The 19988-nt window shown below is 56.4% G+C and carries 23 protein-coding genes; 7 read left to right on the top strand and 16 right to left on the bottom strand.

The genetic code is table 11. The features are described from left to right. Window positions 1-130 precede the first annotated feature (130 nt). Window positions 131-565, top strand: a complete 435-nt coding sequence (locus tag L1065_RS02620) for a CBS domain-containing protein (RefSeq protein ID WP_237093889.1) — start codon at window positions 131-133, stop codon at window positions 563-565. A gap of 71 nt (window positions 566-636) precedes the next feature. Next, window positions 637-1128, top strand: a complete 492-nt coding sequence (gene coaD, locus L1065_RS02615) for a pantetheine-phosphate adenylyltransferase (RefSeq protein WP_237093888.1) — start codon at window positions 637-639, stop codon at window positions 1126-1128. An 8-nt stretch (window positions 1129-1136) separates the two neighbouring features. Here coaD and L1065_RS02610 read toward each other — a convergent pair whose 3' ends face one another. Beyond that, window positions 1137-1289: a hypothetical protein gene (locus tag L1065_RS02610; protein WP_237093887.1), complete on the bottom strand. Its 153-nt coding sequence runs from the start codon at window positions 1287-1289 to the stop codon at window positions 1137-1139. Window positions 1290-1515: 226 nt separating this feature from the next. Between L1065_RS02610 and L1065_RS02605 the strand changes: the two genes are divergently transcribed. Further along, window positions 1516-1848, top strand: coding sequence for a hypothetical protein (locus L1065_RS02605; protein WP_237093886.1), 333 nt, complete (start codon window positions 1516-1518; stop codon window positions 1846-1848). Window positions 1849-1851: 3 nt separating this feature from the next. Continuing rightward, window positions 1852-2046, top strand: a complete 195-nt coding sequence (locus L1065_RS02600; RefSeq protein WP_237093885.1) for a hypothetical protein — start codon at window positions 1852-1854, stop codon at window positions 2044-2046. 31 nt (window positions 2047-2077) lie between these two features. On the opposite strand, the gene L1065_RS02595 is transcribed toward L1065_RS02600, so the two are convergent. The 9 genes from L1065_RS02595 to tkt form a co-directional block, all read right to left on the bottom strand. Continuing rightward, on the bottom strand, window positions 2078-2419 hold the full coding sequence (locus L1065_RS02595) for a hypothetical protein (RefSeq protein ID WP_237093884.1): 342 nt from the start codon (window positions 2417-2419) through the stop codon (window positions 2078-2080). A gap of 20 nt (window positions 2420-2439) precedes the next feature. Next, window positions 2440-2808 (bottom strand): hypothetical protein, encoded by a 369-nt coding sequence (locus L1065_RS02590; RefSeq protein WP_237093883.1) that lies wholly within the window; start codon window positions 2806-2808, stop codon window positions 2440-2442. Between the two features lie 156 nt (window positions 2809-2964). Continuing rightward, window positions 2965-3969, bottom strand: coding sequence for a type I glyceraldehyde-3-phosphate dehydrogenase (gene gap / locus L1065_RS02585; protein WP_237093882.1), 1005 nt, complete (start codon window positions 3967-3969; stop codon window positions 2965-2967). An 82-nt stretch (window positions 3970-4051) separates the two neighbouring features. Next, window positions 4052-4681: a LysE family translocator gene (locus L1065_RS02580; protein WP_237093881.1), complete on the bottom strand. Its 630-nt coding sequence runs from the start codon at window positions 4679-4681 to the stop codon at window positions 4052-4054. A gap of 275 nt (window positions 4682-4956) precedes the next feature. Then, window positions 4957-5928, bottom strand: a complete 972-nt coding sequence (locus tag L1065_RS02575) for a hypothetical protein (protein ID WP_237093880.1) — start codon at window positions 5926-5928, stop codon at window positions 4957-4959. 408 nt (window positions 5929-6336) lie between these two features. After that, window positions 6337-6480, bottom strand: a complete 144-nt coding sequence (locus L1065_RS02570; RefSeq protein WP_237093879.1) for a hypothetical protein — start codon at window positions 6478-6480, stop codon at window positions 6337-6339. A 36-nt stretch (window positions 6481-6516) separates the two neighbouring features. Beyond that, window positions 6517-7521, bottom strand: coding sequence for a type I glyceraldehyde-3-phosphate dehydrogenase (gap, locus tag L1065_RS02565; protein WP_237093878.1), 1005 nt, complete (start codon window positions 7519-7521; stop codon window positions 6517-6519). Between the two features lie 384 nt (window positions 7522-7905). Next, window positions 7906-8487, bottom strand: coding sequence for a hypothetical protein (locus L1065_RS02560; RefSeq protein WP_237093877.1), 582 nt, complete (start codon window positions 8485-8487; stop codon window positions 7906-7908). After that, window positions 8484-10502, bottom strand: a complete 2019-nt coding sequence (gene tkt, locus L1065_RS02555) for a transketolase (protein ID WP_237093876.1) — start codon at window positions 10500-10502, stop codon at window positions 8484-8486. Before tkt ends, L1065_RS02560 begins: the two co-directional genes overlap by 4 nt. Before the next feature lie 174 nt (window positions 10503-10676). Between tkt and L1065_RS02550 the strand changes: the two genes are divergently transcribed. Both L1065_RS02550 and L1065_RS02545 read left to right on the top strand, forming a co-directional pair. Beyond that, on the top strand, window positions 10677-11147 hold the full coding sequence (locus L1065_RS02550) for a hypothetical protein (protein WP_237093875.1): 471 nt from the start codon (window positions 10677-10679) through the stop codon (window positions 11145-11147). Then, on the top strand, window positions 11147-11539 hold the full coding sequence (locus tag L1065_RS02545) for a cell division protein ZapA (RefSeq protein ID WP_237093874.1): 393 nt from the start codon (window positions 11147-11149) through the stop codon (window positions 11537-11539). The genes L1065_RS02550 and L1065_RS02545 overlap by 1 nt, the downstream gene beginning before the upstream one ends. Before the next feature lie 75 nt (window positions 11540-11614). On the opposite strand, the gene L1065_RS02540 is transcribed toward L1065_RS02545, so the two are convergent. The 6 genes from L1065_RS02540 to L1065_RS02515 form a co-directional block, all read right to left on the bottom strand. After that, window positions 11615-12016, bottom strand: a complete 402-nt coding sequence (locus tag L1065_RS02540; protein WP_237093873.1) for a hypothetical protein — start codon at window positions 12014-12016, stop codon at window positions 11615-11617. A 78-nt stretch (window positions 12017-12094) separates the two neighbouring features. Further along, on the bottom strand, window positions 12095-12457 hold the full coding sequence (gene grxD, locus L1065_RS02535) for a Grx4 family monothiol glutaredoxin (protein WP_237093872.1): 363 nt from the start codon (window positions 12455-12457) through the stop codon (window positions 12095-12097). Beyond that, the gene (locus L1065_RS02530) at window positions 12454-12696 is read right to left on the bottom strand and encodes a hypothetical protein (protein WP_237093871.1); all 243 of its coding nucleotides are present in this window, start codon (window positions 12694-12696) and stop codon (window positions 12454-12456) included. The genes grxD and L1065_RS02530 overlap by 4 nt, the downstream gene beginning before the upstream one ends. Then, window positions 12696-12932 carry a BolA family protein gene (locus L1065_RS02525; RefSeq protein ID WP_237093870.1) on the bottom strand — a complete coding sequence of 79 codons (237 nt, stop codon included), beginning with the start codon at window positions 12930-12932 and terminating at the stop codon, window positions 12696-12698. Before L1065_RS02525 ends, L1065_RS02530 begins: the two co-directional genes overlap by 1 nt. 93 nt (window positions 12933-13025) lie before the next feature. Next, window positions 13026-15185 carry a phosphoribosylformylglycinamidine synthase subunit PurL gene (gene purL, locus L1065_RS02520; protein ID WP_237093869.1) on the bottom strand — a complete coding sequence of 720 codons (2160 nt, stop codon included), beginning with the start codon at window positions 15183-15185 and terminating at the stop codon, window positions 13026-13028. Between the two features lie 297 nt (window positions 15186-15482). Then, complete coding sequence (locus L1065_RS02515; protein ID WP_237093868.1) at window positions 15483-16391, bottom strand: LysR family transcriptional regulator; 909 nt, start codon at window positions 16389-16391, stop codon at window positions 15483-15485. Window positions 16392-16547: 156 nt separating this feature from the next. Here L1065_RS02515 and L1065_RS02510 point away from each other — a divergent pair, with 156 nt between their 5' ends. Then, the gene (locus L1065_RS02510; protein WP_237093867.1) at window positions 16548-19946 is read left to right on the top strand and encodes an indolepyruvate ferredoxin oxidoreductase family protein; all 3399 of its coding nucleotides are present in this window, start codon (window positions 16548-16550) and stop codon (window positions 19944-19946) included. Window positions 19947-19988: the final 42 nt, after the last annotated feature.

The following is a 19988-nucleotide window of genomic DNA, read 5'->3' as shown; positions in this document are numbered from 1 at the left end:
ATTGAACACTTGTTAAATTAACCGAATGTGCGGTGCGGGCAAGCGATTGCTTGACAGCCCTAGGGGGCGGGGGGCTAGGCTGATGGCACGGGGGCGCGCCATTCCCAACAAAATAAGGAAAATTTGCAACATGCTGGTTCACCAAATTCTGAAAAGCAAAGCCACAGCTGATGTGGTGACCGTGAAATCGGGGACTTCGGTGTCTGATGCTGCAAAGGTTTTGGCGGAAAACCGGATCGGGACAGTGGTGATCAGTGATGATGGCATTGTTGCCAAAGGTATCTTGTCGGAACGCGACATTGTGCGAGAGATCGGCACGCGAGGCGCAAGCTGCATGAACGAGACCGTGGACGATATGATGACAACAAACCTGATCACCTGTGGGTTAAGTGACCGCGCGGGCAAGGTGCTTCAGATGATGACAGATGGCCGCTTTCGCCACATGCCTGTCCTTGAGGATGGAAAGATGGTTGGCTTGATCACGCTTGGCGATGTGGTCAAAGCGCGGATGAGTGAACTTGAGGTGACCAAAGATGCCCTTCAGGGCATGATAATGGGCCACTAAGCGCCATCAATTTACTTGCATATCAGAAGGTTAACAGGCCATCTAGGCTCAGTTGACCGTTGAGGCCCGCCATGCGCATTGGATTGTATCCTGGAACTTTTGATCCCATCACCTTGGGACATATCGATGTCATTCGCCGTGCGACCCGATTGGTGGACAAACTGGTGATCGGTGTGGCGATCAACCGCGACAAAGGCCCGCTGTTTTCTTTGGAAGAGCGCGTCGCGATGGTCGAGGCACAAACCTCGCGGCTGTCGGCGGAGGCGGGGGTGGAGATTGTGACGCATCCGTTTGAGAATTTGTTGATCGATTGCGCCAATGATGTCGGCGCGCAGATCATCGTGCGTGGCCTGCGCGCCGTTACGGATTTCGAGTATGAGTATCAGATGGTCGGGATGAACCGCCAGCTGGACGACAGTGTTGAGACTGTCTTTTTGATGGCCGAGGCGCAGCACCAGGCGATTGCCAGTAAGCTGGTCAAAGAGATTGCCCGCCTGGGCGGTGACGTCAGCAAATTCGTAACGCCACCCGTACAGAAAGCCCTTGTCGCTAAACTGGGCTAACGCATTGATTACTTTCCATAAACCACGCGCGAGGCGATCTTTTCAGCGTCTTCTGGAAAGAGGTCGAGATCCCATCCAACTTGACGTGGCATAGCGCGCAATTCAGCAACGGTGCGACGGTAAGCGAGGCGTTTTTTTACAACTTCTGTTAGCAGTGTCATAGCGCATTTCCTTTCGTTTCGATACGGCTAACATAGGTCTGCTGCACTGCAGCAAGTAGAGGCTTTTTTAGAAAACCCGTCATGCAAAAACTGCAACTGTCGTAAGGTCAGAGCGTCCAAAAAGGCGGTTGGCAGAGCGTCTGCTCACGGTATGGCCTAGCGTCTGGCCAGCGTCAGACGTTTTGGGGTTTGTTGCCCCCTGCGCGTTGCCGCCTATCTGTGTGCCATGACACAAACCGCGCCATTGTTTCCCGACCTTCCCGAGCCGCTGGTTGACCGCTACAGGCGGCTGAGCGGTGAGGTGCTGCCCCGTCTTGCACGCACCAAAGCGCGGCACTGGCCAATTTGTGAGGATCACTGTTTTCAGCGTGTTGTACTGGATCATGTGTGTGGCGGGCGCTGGTATGATCACATCAAACGGCCCGCCTACAAACATCTGAGCACGCCACAGGCCGCCCGCGCGGTTGCCTTGTGCGAGCAGATTATAGATGGCACCGCTGATCTGTGGGCGTTGAACCGCCAGTCGCTGATCTGGCGCGGCAAAGGCGAGGGGGGCTAGCCTATGCCCAGACGCACCTATGAGGGCGATGCCAAGCACGTCGAACATGCCGAGGACCTTGAAGAGATGGTGTCCGACAAACGCGCAGGGTGGCGCGCCAACGCGGCCAAAGGGCGCCGCCGCCAGCGACGGTACAAAAAGCGGCTGACGAAGGAATTGCTGCGCGGCGGCTATGCGGACCCCGACGACGCGCTTTAGGCGTGGCTGGCGGACGCCATAAAAACGCTTTTCACGGGGTCGGATGCGTGCTGTCGATGTAGGCGGTGGGGACCGTGGGTTTGTTTTCGAAGGTGGCAATGGCTTTGCCCGTGGCAAGCTGCGCCAGAACCCCGGGCAGCATCGCCATGTGCATGAACATTTCCAAGGATGTTTTGGAATGCAGGTTCGGACCGCGCAATGGGGCTTCGATGAACCTTATATTGATCTGGGAGGCTTGCCCGTCTTCGTTTACGGCGTGGAGGTCAAGGTTGATTTGTCCGTTACCGGACGCGCTGTTGGAGGCGCGCATCTTGTAGTCTTTCAAATTGAAAGCGATAGAACTGCCGACAGGGATTACGGAAACAAATGTCATCTGGGCGGTTCCTTTCGATGTCAGTTACAAGTGTATTGGATGGACATATCCTGTTCGATGTATTGTCGGCGAATACGTTGGAAGCCGTTATCGATGACCGAGGTTTGTGGCCGTCGTGCGCCGGGGATCACTTGTGTGATTGTATAGTCACCCCCGCAGGTCACGCGGGCTTGGGGTTGGCAGGCATAATATGCGGGCACGGGTTTGCCTTTGTTTTCGCCAAAAACGGCGCGGCCGCCCACCGCGGATGTGTCCACCACGCAATCTGTCTGAAAGAGCGCTTTGCCGTTCAGTTGGCCGACTTGGCTGCCTGTGCCGTTCCATGTGGGGTTGGGGCCACATGCGCTGAGACATAGGGCGGCCAGTCCAAGGCAGGGAAAGAATTTCATGGGGTTTGCTCCCGTTATCGTTGTGCTCTGTCTTGGTGATAGCAAAGCCGCGGTGCGGTGGCTACGGTTTTGGGGGCGACAGATGCCTGCGCCACGCAAAAGACCCGCAAGCGGTTGGCCTGCGGGTCTTTTCCAAAGGGGTTCGGTGCGATTGGGTTAAAGGAATTTGCCCATGGCAACGGCTGTGTCTGCCATCCGGTTCGAGAAGCCCCATTCGTTGTCATACCATGTCAGGATGCGGCAGAAGGTGCCGTCCATCACTTTGGTTTGATCTGTGGCAAAGATCGAGGAATGTGGATCGTGGTTGAAATCCATGCTGACCAATTTGTCGTCGGTCACACCCAAAATACCCTTAAGCGGGCCGTTGGCGGCAGCGGCGGTGATGGCTGCGTTGATCTCGTCCACGCTGGTGGCGCGGGAGGCTTCAAAGGTCAGATCCACAACCGAGACATTGGGCGTTGGCACACGGATCGCCACGCCGTCCAGCTTGCCCGACAGTTCGGGCAGAACAAGACCCACGGCCTTGGCCGCACCTGTGGAGGTGGGGATCATCGACATGGCAGCCGCGCGGGCGCGGTAGAGGTCGGAGTGCATGGTGTCCAGCGTTGGCTGGTCGCCTGTGTAGCTGTGCACTGTCGTCATCATGCCTTTGGTGATGCCGATGGTGTCGTTCAGCACTTTGGCCACGGGGGACAGGCAGTTGGTGGTGCATGATGCGTTGGACACAACGATGTCATCTGCGCTCAATGTGTCGTGATTGACGCCGTAGACGATTGTTTTGTCGGCATCTTTGCCAGGTGCCGAGATCAGAACGCGGCTTGAGCCGTTTTCAAGGTGGGCTGCGCAGGCGTCTTTCGAGGTGAAGATACCTGTGCATTCCATGACGATGTCGATGTCGCCCCACGGCAGATCGGCGGGGTTGCGGATGGCCGTTACGCGGATCGGGCCGCGGCCTACATCGATGCTGTCGTCTGTGGTGGTCACCGTGGCAGGGAAGCGGCCATGCACGCTGTCAAAGCGCAGCAGGTGGGCGTTTGTTTCCACCGGGCCAAGATCGTTGATGGCGACCACTTCGATATCGGTGCGTCCCGATTCAATGATGGCGCGAAGCACGTTGCGGCCGATACGACCGAACCCGTTGATGGCTACTTTGACTGACATGCTGAAGTCTCCCCAGACCTGAGATTGCGTTGTTACCGCTAACAAACGTATTCGGCACAAAAGGTCAAGGGGGCAGGGCGGCTCAGGCGGGGTTGCGCCGCGCCAAAGCTGTCAGCGCGCCCATTGTGATCAACATCGCGCCGCCAAACCGGGCCAGCCATGTCTGCACCGACGGGCGGGTGATGCGGCTGCGCAAAGTGTCGGCCAAAAGCGCATAGGCCAGCGCGTTTACCGCGGCCAGTGCGACGAAGGTCGCGATCAGGATGACGAACTGCGGCAAGAGCGGCGCAGTGGCATCGATGAATTGGGGCACGAAGGCGATGAAAAACGCGATGGATTTGGGGTTCAGCGCCGTGACAAGGGCGGTGTGGGTCAGGATCTCGCCCGCGGCTTTTGGTGGTGCGTTTTGGGTCAGGGCATGGGCGCTACCCGCCTCGCGGACCAGCTTGACGCCCAGAAAGACCAGATAGGCCGCGCCGACCCATTTGAGGATCGTAAAAAGCGTGGCAGAGGCCAGCACCAGCGCGCCCAGACCCAACAAAGACAGGCTCATCGCGATCAAATCGCCCAAGGCCACGCCTGTGGCAGATGCAACCGCAACCCGTTTGCCCTGTGACAGCGCATAGGACAGCACCAGCAGAACCGTGGGGCCGGGAATAAGCAGAAGGGCAGTGGAGGCGGCGACAAATGCGAGCCAGAGGGTGAGGTCCATGGGGGTGTCCCGTTGTGAGTTATGTACACAGCGTAGATAGGGGCCGTGTCGATGGGAAGGGGTTTTATGGGGGCTGGCACTGATTGAGAATTCTGGCCCTGGTAGATGAGGGCTGACTTCGACGGATGTCTGGTTTGCGGACAAAGCACCATTTCGCCGCCGGTGCAGCTATGTCGGCTGTGAAAAAGCCGATCAACAAATGATAGTGTCAAGACAGGTCATGCAACCACGCCGCATGGCAGGTCTGGAAGGCAACGAACGGGGGAGGTCGTGGATCATATCACCCGGACGGAATGCCATGGAAACAGGTCACCATATCCAGCCGCTTCCAGATGCTGCTTGCACCCGTCCGAAAAGAATACGACGCTCGGCAATATGAAGTCTACCCAGATATCGGCGCCGATGAGCGCCGCTTCGGATACGGCGAAATCATCATCCTGCATCATATCGGGCGGATACCATTGTTCTGCGACCTTTCGGTTGTGACGCGGGTTGTGTTTGATCAGGCCTCGACACTCATGCGGGAGTAATACCTTCTTCTGACTCGCGATGTTCCAAAATAGATGACGGTGCGGGAGCGGTTTGCCCGCTTCATCCTCGAACGCAGTAGGGACGAACGACCCATCCCCCAGATCAAGCCGAGCTAGGCAGGCGGCCAAATCCTCCGACACCATGGGCAGCCTGCCGCTGATTTTCGTAAATGGTTTCAACTTCGGTGCGGGACTATCCATCGCCCTGACCCGCTTTGGAAACTCTTCCGCGGCCAACGGCATTCCGCGCTCCAGATAGCCAAAAAGCCTTGTTTCACTTTTTCGCGCTTCTGGCGTGTCTTGTGGTCCTGCATAGGCTGTAAACAATTCATGGTTGACGAATATACGACTGCACCAGACCAAAGGGCGGTCCGGCACTGCGCCAGTAGGGCGCGGCCGTTGCTTTGGGGTCCGCCCGTCCTGCGATGTCGGCACAGCTTTTCTGGTCGGTCTGGATGGTTCCGCAAGGCCCGGCGTGTTGCTTTCTTTCGAAGCGGTCACGCGCCGGTCCATGCGATCTTTGATATCTCCCGCAATGAGCAAACCCACACCGATAGACATCAGTATGTAGGCGCCAGACGGATGTTCAGCCAGCTGGGGAAAGAGATCGTTCAGTCGCTTCAGCCCGAAGCGATACGTGTCGAGAACCACCCCAAACCATATCACGCCGAAGGCCAGAAAGATGCCACCTATGTTTCTGAGAAGGTATCCACTCATGATCTCAACTCCTGATGAGGTCATTTACCTCTTATGGCAAATTGTCACCGTGATGGCCAAATCTTGACTTCGGTGCCAAAATTGCCGGACTGCATCACTGCGTAAGGACGTCGTTCAGACGTGCTGAGCGGTGAAGGTGGACATTCCAGTGAACAATGAAAGCCTTTACAGCCTTCACTGTCTAATGGAAATCGTATGGATACAGCTGTCTCCGAATTTGTTTGGAACCTATTCGAGCTGAGCGTGAAGGGCGCCCCTGATTTCGGAATGACTAATTGAATTGAAAAAACTGTCTCGAAACTATCGAAGATGGCAATGATTTCTGGTCATTCTGATGGTCTTGGCCATTCGAATAGAAAGCAGCATCCATCAAGGTGTGCTTAAAGCCGCTATCAGCAGCATTGCCCTCTACCGCCAGAACGCAACCCATTCGATCATTTCAAGGAACTTGCGGGCCATGAACAAAGTGGCTGTGCTTTCGTTCCATTGGTGATCCCAAAAAAGGGCCCCTACGATCAGGAGCCCCAAGATGATTGCGAGTTTGTTTGTCATGGCTCAGCCCCGATAGTTGCGGGTCTGCTGCCCGCTTTAGTGCATCAAGCGGCCCATGGCGCTGGCCACATCTGCCATACGCACCGAAAAGCCCCATTCGTTGTCATACCATGCCAGAACGCGCACGGTGCGGCCACCCACGACTTTGGTCTGGTCAGGCGCAAAGATGGACGACTGGGGGGTGTGGTTGAAATCGATGCTGACTTTTTGTTCGGCGTCATAAGACAGAACCGCGCCCATATGGCCTGCGGCGGCTTCGGCCACAATCTCGTTTACATCGGCGACGGTGACATCGCGGGCGGCCTCAAACGTCAGGTCAACGGCGCTGACGTTGGGGGTGGGCACGCGCATTGCGGTGCCGTCCAGTTTGCCACTGAGTTCGGGCAACACTTCGCCCAAGGCTTTGGCAGCCCCTGTTGATGTGGGGATCATCGCCATGGCCGCGGCGCGCGCGCGGTAGAGATCTTTGTGGCGGCGGTCCAGCGTCGGTTGGTCGCCGGTGTAGCTGTGGATCGTGGTCATGATGCCGCGTTCGATGCCGATGGCATCATTGAGAACCTTGGCCAGCGGGGCCAGACAGTTGGTGGTGCATGATCCGTTCGAGATCATCCGCTCATCGGCTTTCATATCGCGGTGGTTCACGCCGTAAACAACTGTGCGGTCCACATTGGAGGCAGGGGCGGAAATCAGTACCTTTTTGGCGCCGCGGTTCAGGTGGACGCTGGATTTTTCACCATCGTTAAAAGCGCCTGTGCATTCCAGAACCACGTCGACACCGTCCCAATCCAGTTCTTCGGGGTTGTAGGTCGATTGTACTTCGATCGGACCACGGCCCAGATCCATCGTGTTGCCTTCGGTCGTAATCGTGCCAGGGAAGCGGCCATGCACACTATCGTAGCGCAGCAGGTGGGCGTTTGTTTCAATCGGGCCAGAGGCGTTGATTTTGACGACCTGCACATCGTTGCGGGCCATTTCCGAAATCGCCGCAAGCGTGCAGCGACCGATGCGTCCAAAACCGTTGATACCAAGCGTGACTGTCATAGGGGCCTCCTGAACCATTGGGTTTCGTGTAGGCCAAGCCTGTGACCAAAAAAAGGAAAAATGGGTTTTTGGTCAGGATGTTAGCGGTAAACCAGACAGGGTGTCGCGGATAAACGGCGGTTCGCGCTAACTGTCGTGCGCTAACATGTATGCAAATGTATGCAGATGTGGCTCGGCGAAGCAGAGAGATTCGCAACGTGGGAAAATCGTGGTGATGAAGGCTTTTGCAAAAGCCTTTGGACTGCGCCTTTCGTAAGGCGCAGAGGTAACGGGCTTGGAAGCCCGTTGAGAAATGCTCTTGCAAGAGCATTAGGGCGGGAGGAAAACGTAAAAGGCCCGCCATATGAGGGGCGGGCCTTACTTCCTTGGCGATAGAGAAAGAAACTAATCTGGTAAGCCAGTTTCCATGAAAAATTCATGACAGATTTGATTTAGCAAAGCTTCATTTGGGTTTCTTTGAAAGAGAGCGCCGCAGGCTTTGTATGTTGCCACTAGAACCGTTTGGTGTCGTTGTTCTATTTTTTGCTGTTCTCTCGTTTCGCGCTCTCGTTTGACTCTAGCTTCTTCCAAAGCCAATTTTCTTTCGGCTTCGTCCCTTGCACTAACTGCGTTTTTCTCGGCTAACAGCGCCTCTTCTTCGGCTTCAACAATTGCTGCTTTTTTGAGTGCATCTTTACGAATTGCTATAACTGCGTCAGCAGAATCCTTTGGAAGATACATTTTGGAAATTGGCTCAAATACGAACGGTTCACCATAAACCCATGAAAAACAATCTATTGCGCTGTTCAGTGTAGTCCCGTTTAATGTCGTAAAACGTTTCAGTTTCTCAGTGATTTCAAGGCCAAGTTTTTTATTGTCGGTTAGCTTAGCCTCCGAACATTCGTCAAAAATTGACGCTTGTAAGGCTGTTCCATTGCCAGAAACCGCCAGAACTAAAACCGCCAACAAGCCAGAGCGAAAAATCATTTGATCAGCGACTTTGCTTTGTCGGCCACAGCCTGTGCGGTGATGCCGAACTGTTCATAGAGCACATCTGCAGGTGCCGAGGCGCCAAAACCGTGCATGCCCACAAAGCCCGATTTCTCGCGGCGGCCACGTTCGCCGTAAAGCCAGCGGTCCCATCCAAAGCGGATGGCTGCTTCAACCGCCACGCGCACGGGGCCAGCGGGCAACACTTTGCGGCGCACGCTGTCGTCTTGTTCTTCAAACAGCTCCCAACAGGGCATCGAGACGACGCGCGTGCCGATGCCTTCGGCTTGCAAGATATCGCGGGCGGCCATGGCGATTTCCACCTCAGAGCCTGTGGCCATCAGGATGGCTTGGCGTTTGCCTTCCGCATCGGCCAGAACGTAAGCGCCTTGGGCGACCATGTTCTTGTTTTTGTGATCTGTGCGCAGGGTTTTAACGTTCTGGCGGGTCAGCGACAAAACCGATGGTGTCTTTTTGCTGGTCAGCGCCAGTTCCCAGGCTTCGGCAGTTTCCACCGTGTCGCAGGGGCGGAACACGTTCATGTTGGGCGTGGCCCGCAGCATCGCGAGATGCTCGACAGGTTGGTGCGTGGGGCCGTCTTCGCCCAGACCGATGCTGTCGTGGGTCATGACGAATGTCGTCGGGATCTGCATCAGCGCCGCGAGGCGCATCGCAGGGCGGGCGTAGTCGGTGAAACACATGAAGGTGCCGCCATAGGGGCGGATGCCGCCGTGCAGGGCCATGCCGTTCATCGCACTCGCCATACCGTGTTCGCGGATGCCGTAATAGACGTAGCGACCCTTGCGGTTGCCTGTGTCGAACACGCCCAGATCTGCGGTCTTGGTGTTGTTCGAGCCTGTCAGATCGGCCGAGCCGCCCAGTGTTTCGGGCATGATTGGATTGACGACTTCCAATACCATTTCACTGGATTTGCGGGTTGCCACCGATGGGGCGGTTTCCGAGATTTGCTTTTTCAGCGCTTTGATCGTGGCCGACAGCTTTTTGGGCGCGTCACCTGCGATCACGCGGTTGAACTGGTTTTGCTTGTTGCTCGACAAGGTGTCGAACCGCGCCTGCCATGCCGTGACATCGGCGTTGCCGCGGCTGCCGATGGCTTCCCATTCGGCCTTCAGATCGGCGGGCACTTCAAAGGGGCCCGTGGTCCAGCCGTAGGCGGCTTTGGCGGCGGCCATCTGGTCTTTGTCGGTCAGCGCGCCGTGGCCTTTGGAGGTGTCTTGCGCCGCATGGCCCAGTGCAATGTGCGTTTTGCACGCGATCATCGACGGTTTGCCCGCTTTTTTGGCCGCGGTAATGGCGGCGTCGATGGCTTTGGGGTCGTGACCGTCGATTTCCTGCACATGCCAGTCGGAGGCTTTGAAGCGCTGGACCTGATCGGTGCTGTCAGACAGCTCGACCGTGCCGTCGATGGTGATGTTGTTGTTGTCCCAGAACACGATCAGTTTTGACAGCTTCTGACGGCCCGCCAGCGCGATGGCTTCCTGGCTGACGCCTTCCATCAAGCAGCCGTCACCCGCGATGACGTAGGTGTAGTGATCGACGATCTTTTTGCCGTAGTGCGCGCGCATGGATTCTTCGGCCATGGCGAAACCCACGGAATTGGCGATGCCTTGGCCCAATGGACCTGTTGTCGTTTCAACCCCTTTGGCGTGACCGAACTCGGGGTGGCCTGCGGTGATCGCGCCCCACTGGCGGAAGTTTTTCAACTGCTCAAGGGTCATATCCTCGTAGCCTGTCAGATACAGCAGCCCGTAGATCAGCATCGAGCCGTGGCCCGCCGACAGGATAAAGCGGTCGCGATCTGGCCAATCGGGGGTCTTGGCGTCGAATTTCAGATGGTTTTCAAACAGAACAGTCGCGACATCGGCCATACCGATGGGCATGCCTGTGTGACCCGAATTTGCGGCGGCCACCCCATCGAGGGCAAGGGCACGAAGGGCTGCGGCTTTGCGCCAGTGATCGGGATTTGCTTTGGCGAGGGCTTTGAGATCCACGGGGTAGGTCCTTTCGGGGCTCTGGGGGCTGTTTATTTGCGGGATATGCGGCACGCGCGATAAGATCAACTGTTGATGGGGCGTCAACAGTGCAGAAACGGGTGAAACGCTTGCATTTACCCCTTGAGAGGGCCAAACTTGGACCAGACGCAGTCATAAGAGGTGAGCAGGCCCATGAGCGATATCGAAGATCTGGAACGTCGGATCACCGCCGCGATGGAGCGGATCGGACGCAGCATTGATGGCATGTCAGCCGCCCCTGCCGATGGTGGCGATGCGGTGGCAGACTTACAAAAGCAGCTTGAAGAAGAACGTATGGTCACAGCGCAACTGGAAGCGCGCGTTGCTGCGTTGAAAGAACGCCAGGAACTGGCAGGTGACGTGGAAGCGCGGATGGCTGCGCAGTCAAGTCACATCAAACGGTTGGACAGCGAGCTGCAACAGCTGCAAGCCGCCAATCAACAGCTGCGCGATAACAATGCAGCACTCCGTGATGCAAATGAAAAGGGCGTCGCGGAGCCGCATTTGATCAACAAATCCATGATGGCAGAACTGGACGCCTTGCGCGCCGCACGCGCCGCAGACCGCAGCGAGCTGGACGCCATCTTGTCCGAATTGAAACCGATTGTTGAGGAGAGTGCGTAATGGCAAGTGTGGATATCACAATCGGCGGACGCACATTTGAGGTGGCCTGTCAGGACGGCGAAGAAAGCTATCTTCTGGCCGCCGCAGGCATGCTGGATAAAGAAGCCAGCGTTCTGGTCGATCAGATCGGGCGGCTGCCCGAGGCACGTATGCTGCTGATGTCGGGCCTGATGTTGGCCGATAAAACCGCGGCCTTAGAGGACAAGGTTCGCGTGGCCGAAGCAAAGGCGGCGCAAATTCAGGCGCAACTGGATGAGGTGCAGGCCCGTCCCGCGCCCGAGCCTGAACGTGTTGAAGTGGCCGTCATTCCGCCATCGGTGACAGACACCTTGCAAGAGCTTGCCGCACGTGCGGAAAGTCTGGCAGAGGCTGTCGAGGCAAAAGCAGGGTAGAGGTAAGGTGGATCCTGATCCACCTTACGGACCCATCATGCTCTGTAGCGCTTGAGATACGCGGCAACGCGGCGGCTAAAGACCTTCGGAGCTATTGGTGTGCGTGCTCGATTTTGCCGCTATTAGCAATTTTGATCGACTGGATGGAGCATCATTGATGTCGGAACAATCGGTAGTTGAACCTTCAAACAGCCATCCTTGAGTTTCTGATTCATTTAAAACAAAGACAGATGTCGCATCTTTCATGGGTTGTCCGAAAAGTGGCCCAAAGCAAAAACCAGTTTGAATGGAGGCGTAGTAGATGGTGTCCGTTATACGCCTTTGAGGTAGAACGACGCGAAGCACCCCTGTTTCGGTAAGAGTGATACTTGTTGGCTGCCAAGCTGCGAAAACTTGTTTTGCATCGGCAATTGTGTCGGCAAGCAAAAGTGACGGCGAGGTTAAGCCTGCTAAAATCAAACACCTGAAAAATCTCATTTGGTTGGCCTCGAAGTTAAAATTTTTGAGAAATTGATCTCATTTTCTTTCTCAAAAAGAACAAATCTACCTATGCGATCAGCCGTTGGCATCGCGGATTTGATCTGCTTTGGCTTTGTCGAATGTCACGCCGTTTTCTTCGAACATGGTATCCAGTTCGCCAGACAGCGTCATTTCTGTGATGATATCGCAACCGCCGACAAATTCGCCCTTTACATAAAGCTGCGGGATTGTGGGCCAGTCCGAGAAATCCTTGATCCCTTGGCGGATGTCCTCATCGGCCAGCACATTCACGTCCTGATAGTCGACCCCCATGAAGTTCAGCACACCCGCAACACGGCTGGAAAACCCGCATTGTGGCATCTCTTTGGTGCCTTTCATGTAAAGCACCACAGTGTTTGCGTTGATGGTTTCGGTGATACGGTCGGCTGCATTGCTCATTTGGGTGCGTCCTTTGGGATAAAGCGTTTTGCGTAGTCTTGTGGGTCTTTGGGGATTTTGTAGCTGGTCTGCTGCGTACCACCCCCCCCGCCCGAATTATAGTTAACGTGGATCACGTGATCGCCCTTGCCAGGCGGGCTGCCGCGTTCTGTTCCCTTGGTGTCTCGGATCGACATCAGCCCAAGAAGAACGGTGACGAAACCGATGCCACCAATCAGGTAGAACATCAAATCGGTCATCAGTCGGGGGCCCGTGTTGTCAGCGCCAGCGCGTGCAATTCGCCTTGGCTGCCATCCATCTTGCCCTTCAGCGCGGCATAGACGGCGCGTTGTTGTTGCACGCGGTTCTTGCCCGCAAAGCTGGCGTCGACCACTTCGGCGGCGAAATGCTGGCCATCATCGCCCTGCACGGTGATCTGCGCATCGGGAAAGCTGTCGCGGATCAGGGCTTCGATGTCGTGTGCGGTGATGGGCATGGGTGTTTACCTTTTTTGTTGACCAAAAGATAGGGTGGACCCGCAGCCGCTGCAAGCGTTTCGGGCGAGAGACTTCGAACCATAGGGTTCGTATCAGGCGACAGCGGCAGCGAAGGATGTGCGATAGACCTCGCTCAATTCGGACAAAGGTGCTTCTGATCCGCCCATTTTGACGCAATCGCCAGTGAATTTGCCGACAGAGGTCAGCGTGACACCCGACTGGCCTGCGGCGGTCATCAGCGCCTCGGCTTTGTCGAACGAACAGGCCACCAGATAGCGCGCTTGGTCTTCGCCAAACAAGGTTGGCGTGTCGTCGCTGTCCAGAACCACACCGACGCCAGCGGTTTCTGCCATCTCAAACGCAGCCAAGGCCAGCCCGCCGTCCGCGATATCTGTGCAGGCGTCAATCCATTGGGCATTGGCGCGGATGAAATCGCCGTTCTTTTTCTCTTCGGCCAGATCAACCGATGGCGCGTCGCCATCTTCGCGGTTAAAGACCTCGGCCAGAAGGGCGGATTGCCCCAGATGACCATCGCATGCGCCAATCATCAGCAAGACATGACCGTCGCGCACATCACGCAAGATCAGTTGGTCCCGATTGGCAAGCAGGCCCACGGCCCCTATGGTGGGGGTGGGCAAGATGCCCGTGCCATCGGTTTCGTTATACAGGCTGACATTGCCCGACACGATTGGCATGTCCAGCGCACTGACCGCTTCACCGATGCCTTTGATCGCGCCCACAAACTGGCCCATGATCTCGGGCTTTTCGGGGTTGCCGAAATTCATGTTGTCGGTTGTCGCAAGTGGTGTTGCACCAACGGCGGTCAGGTTGCGGTAGGCTTCTGCCACGGCCTGTTTGCCGCCTTCAACAGGATTTGCTTTGACGTAGCGGGGGGTCACATCGCTGGTAAAGGCCAGCAATTTGGGCGTGCCATGCACCCGCACGATGCCTGCGCCAAAGCCCGGGACGCGCACAGTATCGCCCATCACTTGGCTGTCGTATTGTTCATAGACCCATTGTTTGCCTGCATAGTTCGGGCTGGCCAGCAAAGCGCGCAGACCGTCGATCGGATCAATCTGCGGCACATCATCCAGCGGATCGGCGGGCGGCGTTTCCACCCACGGGCGATCGTATTCCGGCGCGGTGGATGCCAGTTTGGACAGCGGCAGGTCCGCTTTGGTCTCGCCGTTGTGCAAGATCAAGAAGCGGTCTTCGGCGATGGTTTCACCGACGATGGCAAAATCCAGATCCCATTTTTCAAAAACGGCGCGGGCTTCGGCTTCCAGCTCGGGCTTGAGAACCATCAACATGCGTTCTTGGGATTCCGACAGCATCATCTCGTAGGCTGTCATATTGTCCTCGCGTTGCGGCACGTCTTCTAGGTTCAGCTTGACGCCCAAGCCGCCTTTGTCGCCCATTTCCACCGCCGAGCATGTCAGGCCAGCGGCCCCCATATCCTGAATTGAAATCACGGCACCTGTGGCCATCAATTCAAGGGTTGCTTCCATCAGGCGCTTTTCGGTGAACGGATCACCCACCTGCACCGTGGGGCGTTTTTCCTCAATGGTGTCGTCAAATTCGGCCGATGCCATGGTCGCACCACCAACTCCGTCACGGCCTGTCTTTGCACCCAGATAAACGACAGGCATGCCCACACCGGACGCTGCCGAATAGAAAATCTTGTCAGCATCTGCCAGACCCGCTGCAAAGGCGTTGACCAGACAGTTGCCATTGTAGGCCGGGTGGAACCGCACTTCGCCGCCCACGGTTGGCACGCCAAAGCAGTTCCCATAGCCGCCCACACCTTCGACAACGCCGTTCACCAACTGGCTGGTCTTGGGGTGCGAAGGCTCTCCGAACGACAGGGAGTTCATGGCCGCGATAGGGCGTGCGCCCATCGTGAATACATCACGCAGAATGCCGCCCACGCCTGTGGCCGCCCCTTGGTAGGGCTCGATATACGAGGGGTGGTTGTGGCTTTCCATTTTGAACACGACCGCTTGGCCATCACCAATGTCCACAACGCCCGCGTTTTCGCCGGGGCCGCATATCACCTGCGGGCCTTCGGTGGGCAGGGTGCGCAGCCATTTTTTGGAGGACTTGTAAGAGCAATGCTCGTTCCACATTGCCGAAAAAATACCCAGTTCGGTAAATGTCGGCGCACGTCCGATAATCTCGAGAATGGTCTGGTATTCGTCAGGTGTCAGCCCGTGTGCGGCAATGAGATCGTCGGTGATGGCAGGATCGGTCATGTCTGGCAAAGCCCCCTTAGCAGTTGGCGCTGTCTTTAATTCAGCGCTGGCCCGAGGGAAAGGGGCTTTGCGCACCGCACTAGCGGCGGGCGCGCCCCCCAAAAAAAAGCCGGGTCTGCAAAAGCAGCCCGGCAAGTCCAACAGGGAGGTAGAGACGGCAAGCCGCCTCTGATGATGTGCAGATAGGACCACGTATTTGCGCAAACAAGAAAAAAGTGTCGCAGCGCGGGCATAGCCGCTATGCACTTGCTGCATAGCTTGCCCGTTTTTTCGGCGTTTTGCTTTGTTTTCGGACAGTTAGGAAACGCCAGACCCGTCTTTGGCGCGGCGTTTGTCATTGCTGATCTCGTCCTGAACAAAGTCCCGAAATGCCTTGATGCGCTGCGATTGGCGCAATTCTTCGGGGTAGGCCAGAAAGACCGGAACTTCCTGACTGGAAATCTGGGGCAGGACGCGTTCAATCTCGGGTGTGTCATTGACCACGTAATCGGGCAGAACGCCGATTCCAAGATTGCTCAGGATGCCTTGAAGCACCCCGAAATAATTGTTCACCGTTAAAAGGGAAGTGATCTCTTCGGTCATCAACTCTGCCACAAGACGCGCGCCTGCACCCACCTGGATCGAATTGGGGCTTTGACAAATCAGGCGGTGCTTTTTCAATTCCCGCAAGGTTTGCGGCGCGCCATGCTGAGCGATGTAGGATTTGGACGCATAGAGCGCCATCCGCACTGTCATCAGTTTTTTGCGGATCAGATCGGACTGGCTTGGCTCTTTCATACGGATGGCCACATCGGCTTCGCGCATGGGCAGGTCCAACACACGTTCTTCCAGCATCAGGTCAATCTTGAGTTCAGGATATTTGGCATAAAGCGCAGGCAGCCGCGGCGCCAACCACAAAGACCCGAAGCCTGTCGTGGTCGTGACGCGCAGTTCACCAAAAACCTCTTCTTCACTGTCTTTGATACGGGCCGATGCCGCCTCTAGCCGTTTGTTCATGGCTTGTGTCGCGTCAAACAAAAGCTCGCCCTGTTCGGTCAGGATCAAGCCGCGGGCATGGCGGTGAAACAAGGTCACGTTCAGCGATTCTTCCAGTGCGCGAATTTGGCGCGATACCGCCGATTGGGACAGATGCAACGTGTCGCCTGCATGAGTCAAAGACCCCGCATCCGCGACGGCATGAAAAATTCGTAACTTGTCCCAGTCCATTTTGGATCTTTCTTTACTGATAACTGCTCATTTTAAGCGCTAGGTATCGCAAACATGTGATGGCGACGAAAGGCAAAGTTTCGCAAAACACTGTTGATAGGTCAGATATTATGACCTAACGTTGGGAAAATGATCGTTTCGTAGGGGAGGTGCGCAATGACCATGCAAGATGTAAAGCTGTCGGATCGGTTTGATCTGACAAAAGACACAGTTCTTTTGAACGGCACGCAGGCTCTGGTCCGTCTGATGTTGATGCAAAAGGCGCGGGACACGGCCGCCGGCCTGAACACCGCGGGCTATGTAACGGGCTATCGCGGCTCGCCGCTTGGGGCGGTTGATCTGCAAATGGCGCGCGCCCAAAAAGAACTGGGCGCTGCCGATGTCACCTTCCATCCCGGTCTGAACGAGGATCTGGCCGCAACCGCGCTGTGGGGTAGCCAGCAGGCGGAATTGCGCGGCGAGGGCAAATACGATGGCGTTTACGGTCTGTGGTACGGCAAGGGGCCGGGCGTTGACCGGTCTGGCGATGTGTTGCGCCACGCCAATATGGCAGGCACGTCCCCGCATGGCGGCGTTCTGGTGGCGATGGGCGATGATCACACTGGCGAAAGCAGCACAACGTTGCACCAGTCCGAATGGACAATGGTGGACAGCTTTATGCCCGTATTGTCGCCTGCAGGTGTGCAGGAAATCATGGATTACGGCCTGTTTGGGTGGGCGATGGGGCGCTATGCGGGCGTCTGGGCGGGATTGAAATGTATGAAAGACACCGTCGAGGCCACAGCCGTCGTCAACGGTGATCCGCATCGTTTGTCCTTTGTGACGCCGCACTTCGAGATGCCCAAGGGCGGGCTGAACATTCGCCTGGTCGATACCCCACAAGATCAAGAAGCCCGCATGATGGATTTCAAGCGTCATGCGGCAGAAGCCTTTGGTCATGCCAATCAGATCGACAAGCGGATATGGGGCAAGGCGGGGGCCAAGATCGGGTTTGCGGCGGCGGGCAAAAACTGGCTCGATACCGTTCATGCGCTGCAGCTTCTGGGGCTTGATGCCGACAAGGCCGAAGCACTCGGGATCACCACCTATAAGATCGGCATGACATGGCCGCTGGACCGCAAAGGGTTTCTGGACTGGGCGGATGGTCTGGATCTGATCGTCATCGTCGAGGAAAAACGCAAGCTGATCGAGGTGCAGGCCAAGGAATACATCTTTAACAACCGTCAGGGCCGCCGCATCTATGGTGGCACCATGAACGGCGAAGAGCTTTTTTCGGCCAAAGGTGCGCTGGACCCCGTAGAGATTGCCGAGAAACTGGGCCGCATTCTGATAGCCGAAGGGCGCGAAACAGATGACATCAAGAGCGGCTTTCAACGCATTGAAAATGCAAGAAAAGCCGATAATGCCGAAGAGATTGCAACCCGTGTCCCATACTTCTGTTCGGGCTGTCCGCATAACTCCTCGACCAAAGTGCCAGACGGCAGTCGCGCCTATGCAGGCATCGGCTGTCACTACATGGTGCAATGGATGGACCGTGAAACCACGGGCTTTACGCAGATGGGCGGCGAAGGCGCGAACTGGATTGGCGAGGCCCCGTTTTCAACGCGGGATCACATCTTTCAGAACCTTGGTGACGGCACCTACAATCATTCGGGCGTGCAGGCCATTCGCGCAGCCCTGCTGAACGATACAAATATCACCTATAAAATCCTCTATAACGATGCCGTGGCCATGACCGGCGGGCAGGGCAACGATGGGGGGCTGAGTGCGGATCAGATTTGCCGCGAAGTGCTGGCGATGGGTGTCAAACACGTGGCCCTTGTGCATGATCCCAAAGAAGAATTGGACCTGTCGGTCTTTCCTTCGGGCCTTGATGTGCATGAGCGGTCCGAACTGATGCGCCTTCAGGATAAATACAGCAAGATCAATGGCGTATCCGTCATTGTTTACGTGCAAACCTGCGCCGCTGAAAAACGCCGCCGCCGCAAACGTGGGCTGTTTCCCGACCCCGATCAACGCATCTTCATCAATACGGATGTCTGCGAAGGCTGCGGCGACTGCGGCGTGCAATCCAACTGCGTCAGCCTTGTGCCGGTGGAAACCGAATTGGGCCGCAAGCGTGCGATTGATCAATCCTCGTGCAACAAGGATTTTTCCTGCGTTAACGGCTTTTGCCCCTCCTTTGTGACCGTAAAGGGCGCAAAACCACGCAAAGCCGCGACCGCGCAGGTGGAATTGCCTGATTTGCCAGACCCAAATCTGCCTGTGATCACAGGAACCCATAACGTTGTGATCACAGGTGTCGGCGGCACGGGCGTTGTGACCCTCGGTGCGGTTTTGTCGATGGCGGCCCATTTGGATGGCAAGGGGGCCGCGATGATGGAGATGGCAGGGCTGGCCCAAAAGGGCGGCGCTGTGCATATTCACTGCCGTCTGGCCAACAAACCAAGTGATATCAGTGCGATACGCGTGGCCACCGGCGAATGTGACGCGCTGATCGGCGGGGATTTGGTTGTCAGTGCAGGGGCCAAGACGCTTGCGCTGACCAGCCGCGACCGCACGGGCGCTGTTATCAACAGCCACGAGATTATCACAGGCGATTTCACACGCGACACCGAATTTACGATCCCCACAGATCGCCTGTCTGTTCAGCTGGAGGCGCGGCTTGGCGGGCATCTTTCGATGTTCGACGCCTCGGAACTGGCCCGCACCCTTTTGGGGGATGCGATCTTTAGCAACATGATTGTCTTTGGTGCGGCGTGGCAGCAAGGGCTGATCCCGTTGTCCCAAGAGGCGCTAAAACGCGCGATCACCCTGAATGGCGCGGCAGTAGACGCCAACTTGCGCGCCTTCGATCTGGGGCGTTGGGCGGTTGTTGATCCTGACGCAGCCAGCAAATTAACAGCTTCAAAAGTGATCAATAAGCCTAAGTCCTTAAAGGAAAAAATAGACTTCTGCGCAGATCATCTGACGCAGTATCAAGGCAAGCGTCTAGCCAAACGCTACCGCAAATTCGTGGATCAGTTCACCGATCCCAAGCTGAAAGACGCGGTTGCGCGGGGCTATCACAAATTGCTGGCTTATAAAGATGAATACGAGGTTGCCCGCCTTTTGCAAACCACACAGGAAAAGGCGGCCAAGGAATTCGAAGGCGATCTTGCGTTTGAGTATCACCTTGCACCACCCATGCTGTCTGGCACAGGCCCCGATGGGCGGCCCAAAAAACGCGCCTTTGGCCCGTGGGTTGCCAAAGCCTTCCCGCTGTTGGCGCGGTTCAAACGTCTGCGCGGCACCCCGTTTGACCCCTTTGGCTACACCGCCGAACGGCGTATGGAACGCGCGCTGATCAAGGAATATGAGCGCGATATGATTGCTGCCCATGATCGGTTTGACCAACAGCCTGATGCGGTCATTGCCTTGGCTGAATTGCCCCTGCAAATCCGCGGCTTTGGCCCTGTGAAAGAGGCGAATGCAAAAGCCGCTGCAAAGCGCCGCGCCGAAATCAAAGAGGTGATTGCAAGCGATCCCGCCATAGCGGCACAAGCCGCTGAATAACCTTTTGGTCGCAGGACACCGTTCTGTCACTGGTATGCGGCG

The sequence above is a fragment of the Nereida sp. MMG025 genome (assembly GCF_021654165.1).
GTDB lineage: Bacteria > Pseudomonadota > Alphaproteobacteria > Rhodobacterales > Rhodobacteraceae > Nereida.
This window is presented reverse-complemented; position numbering and strand designations above follow the sequence as displayed.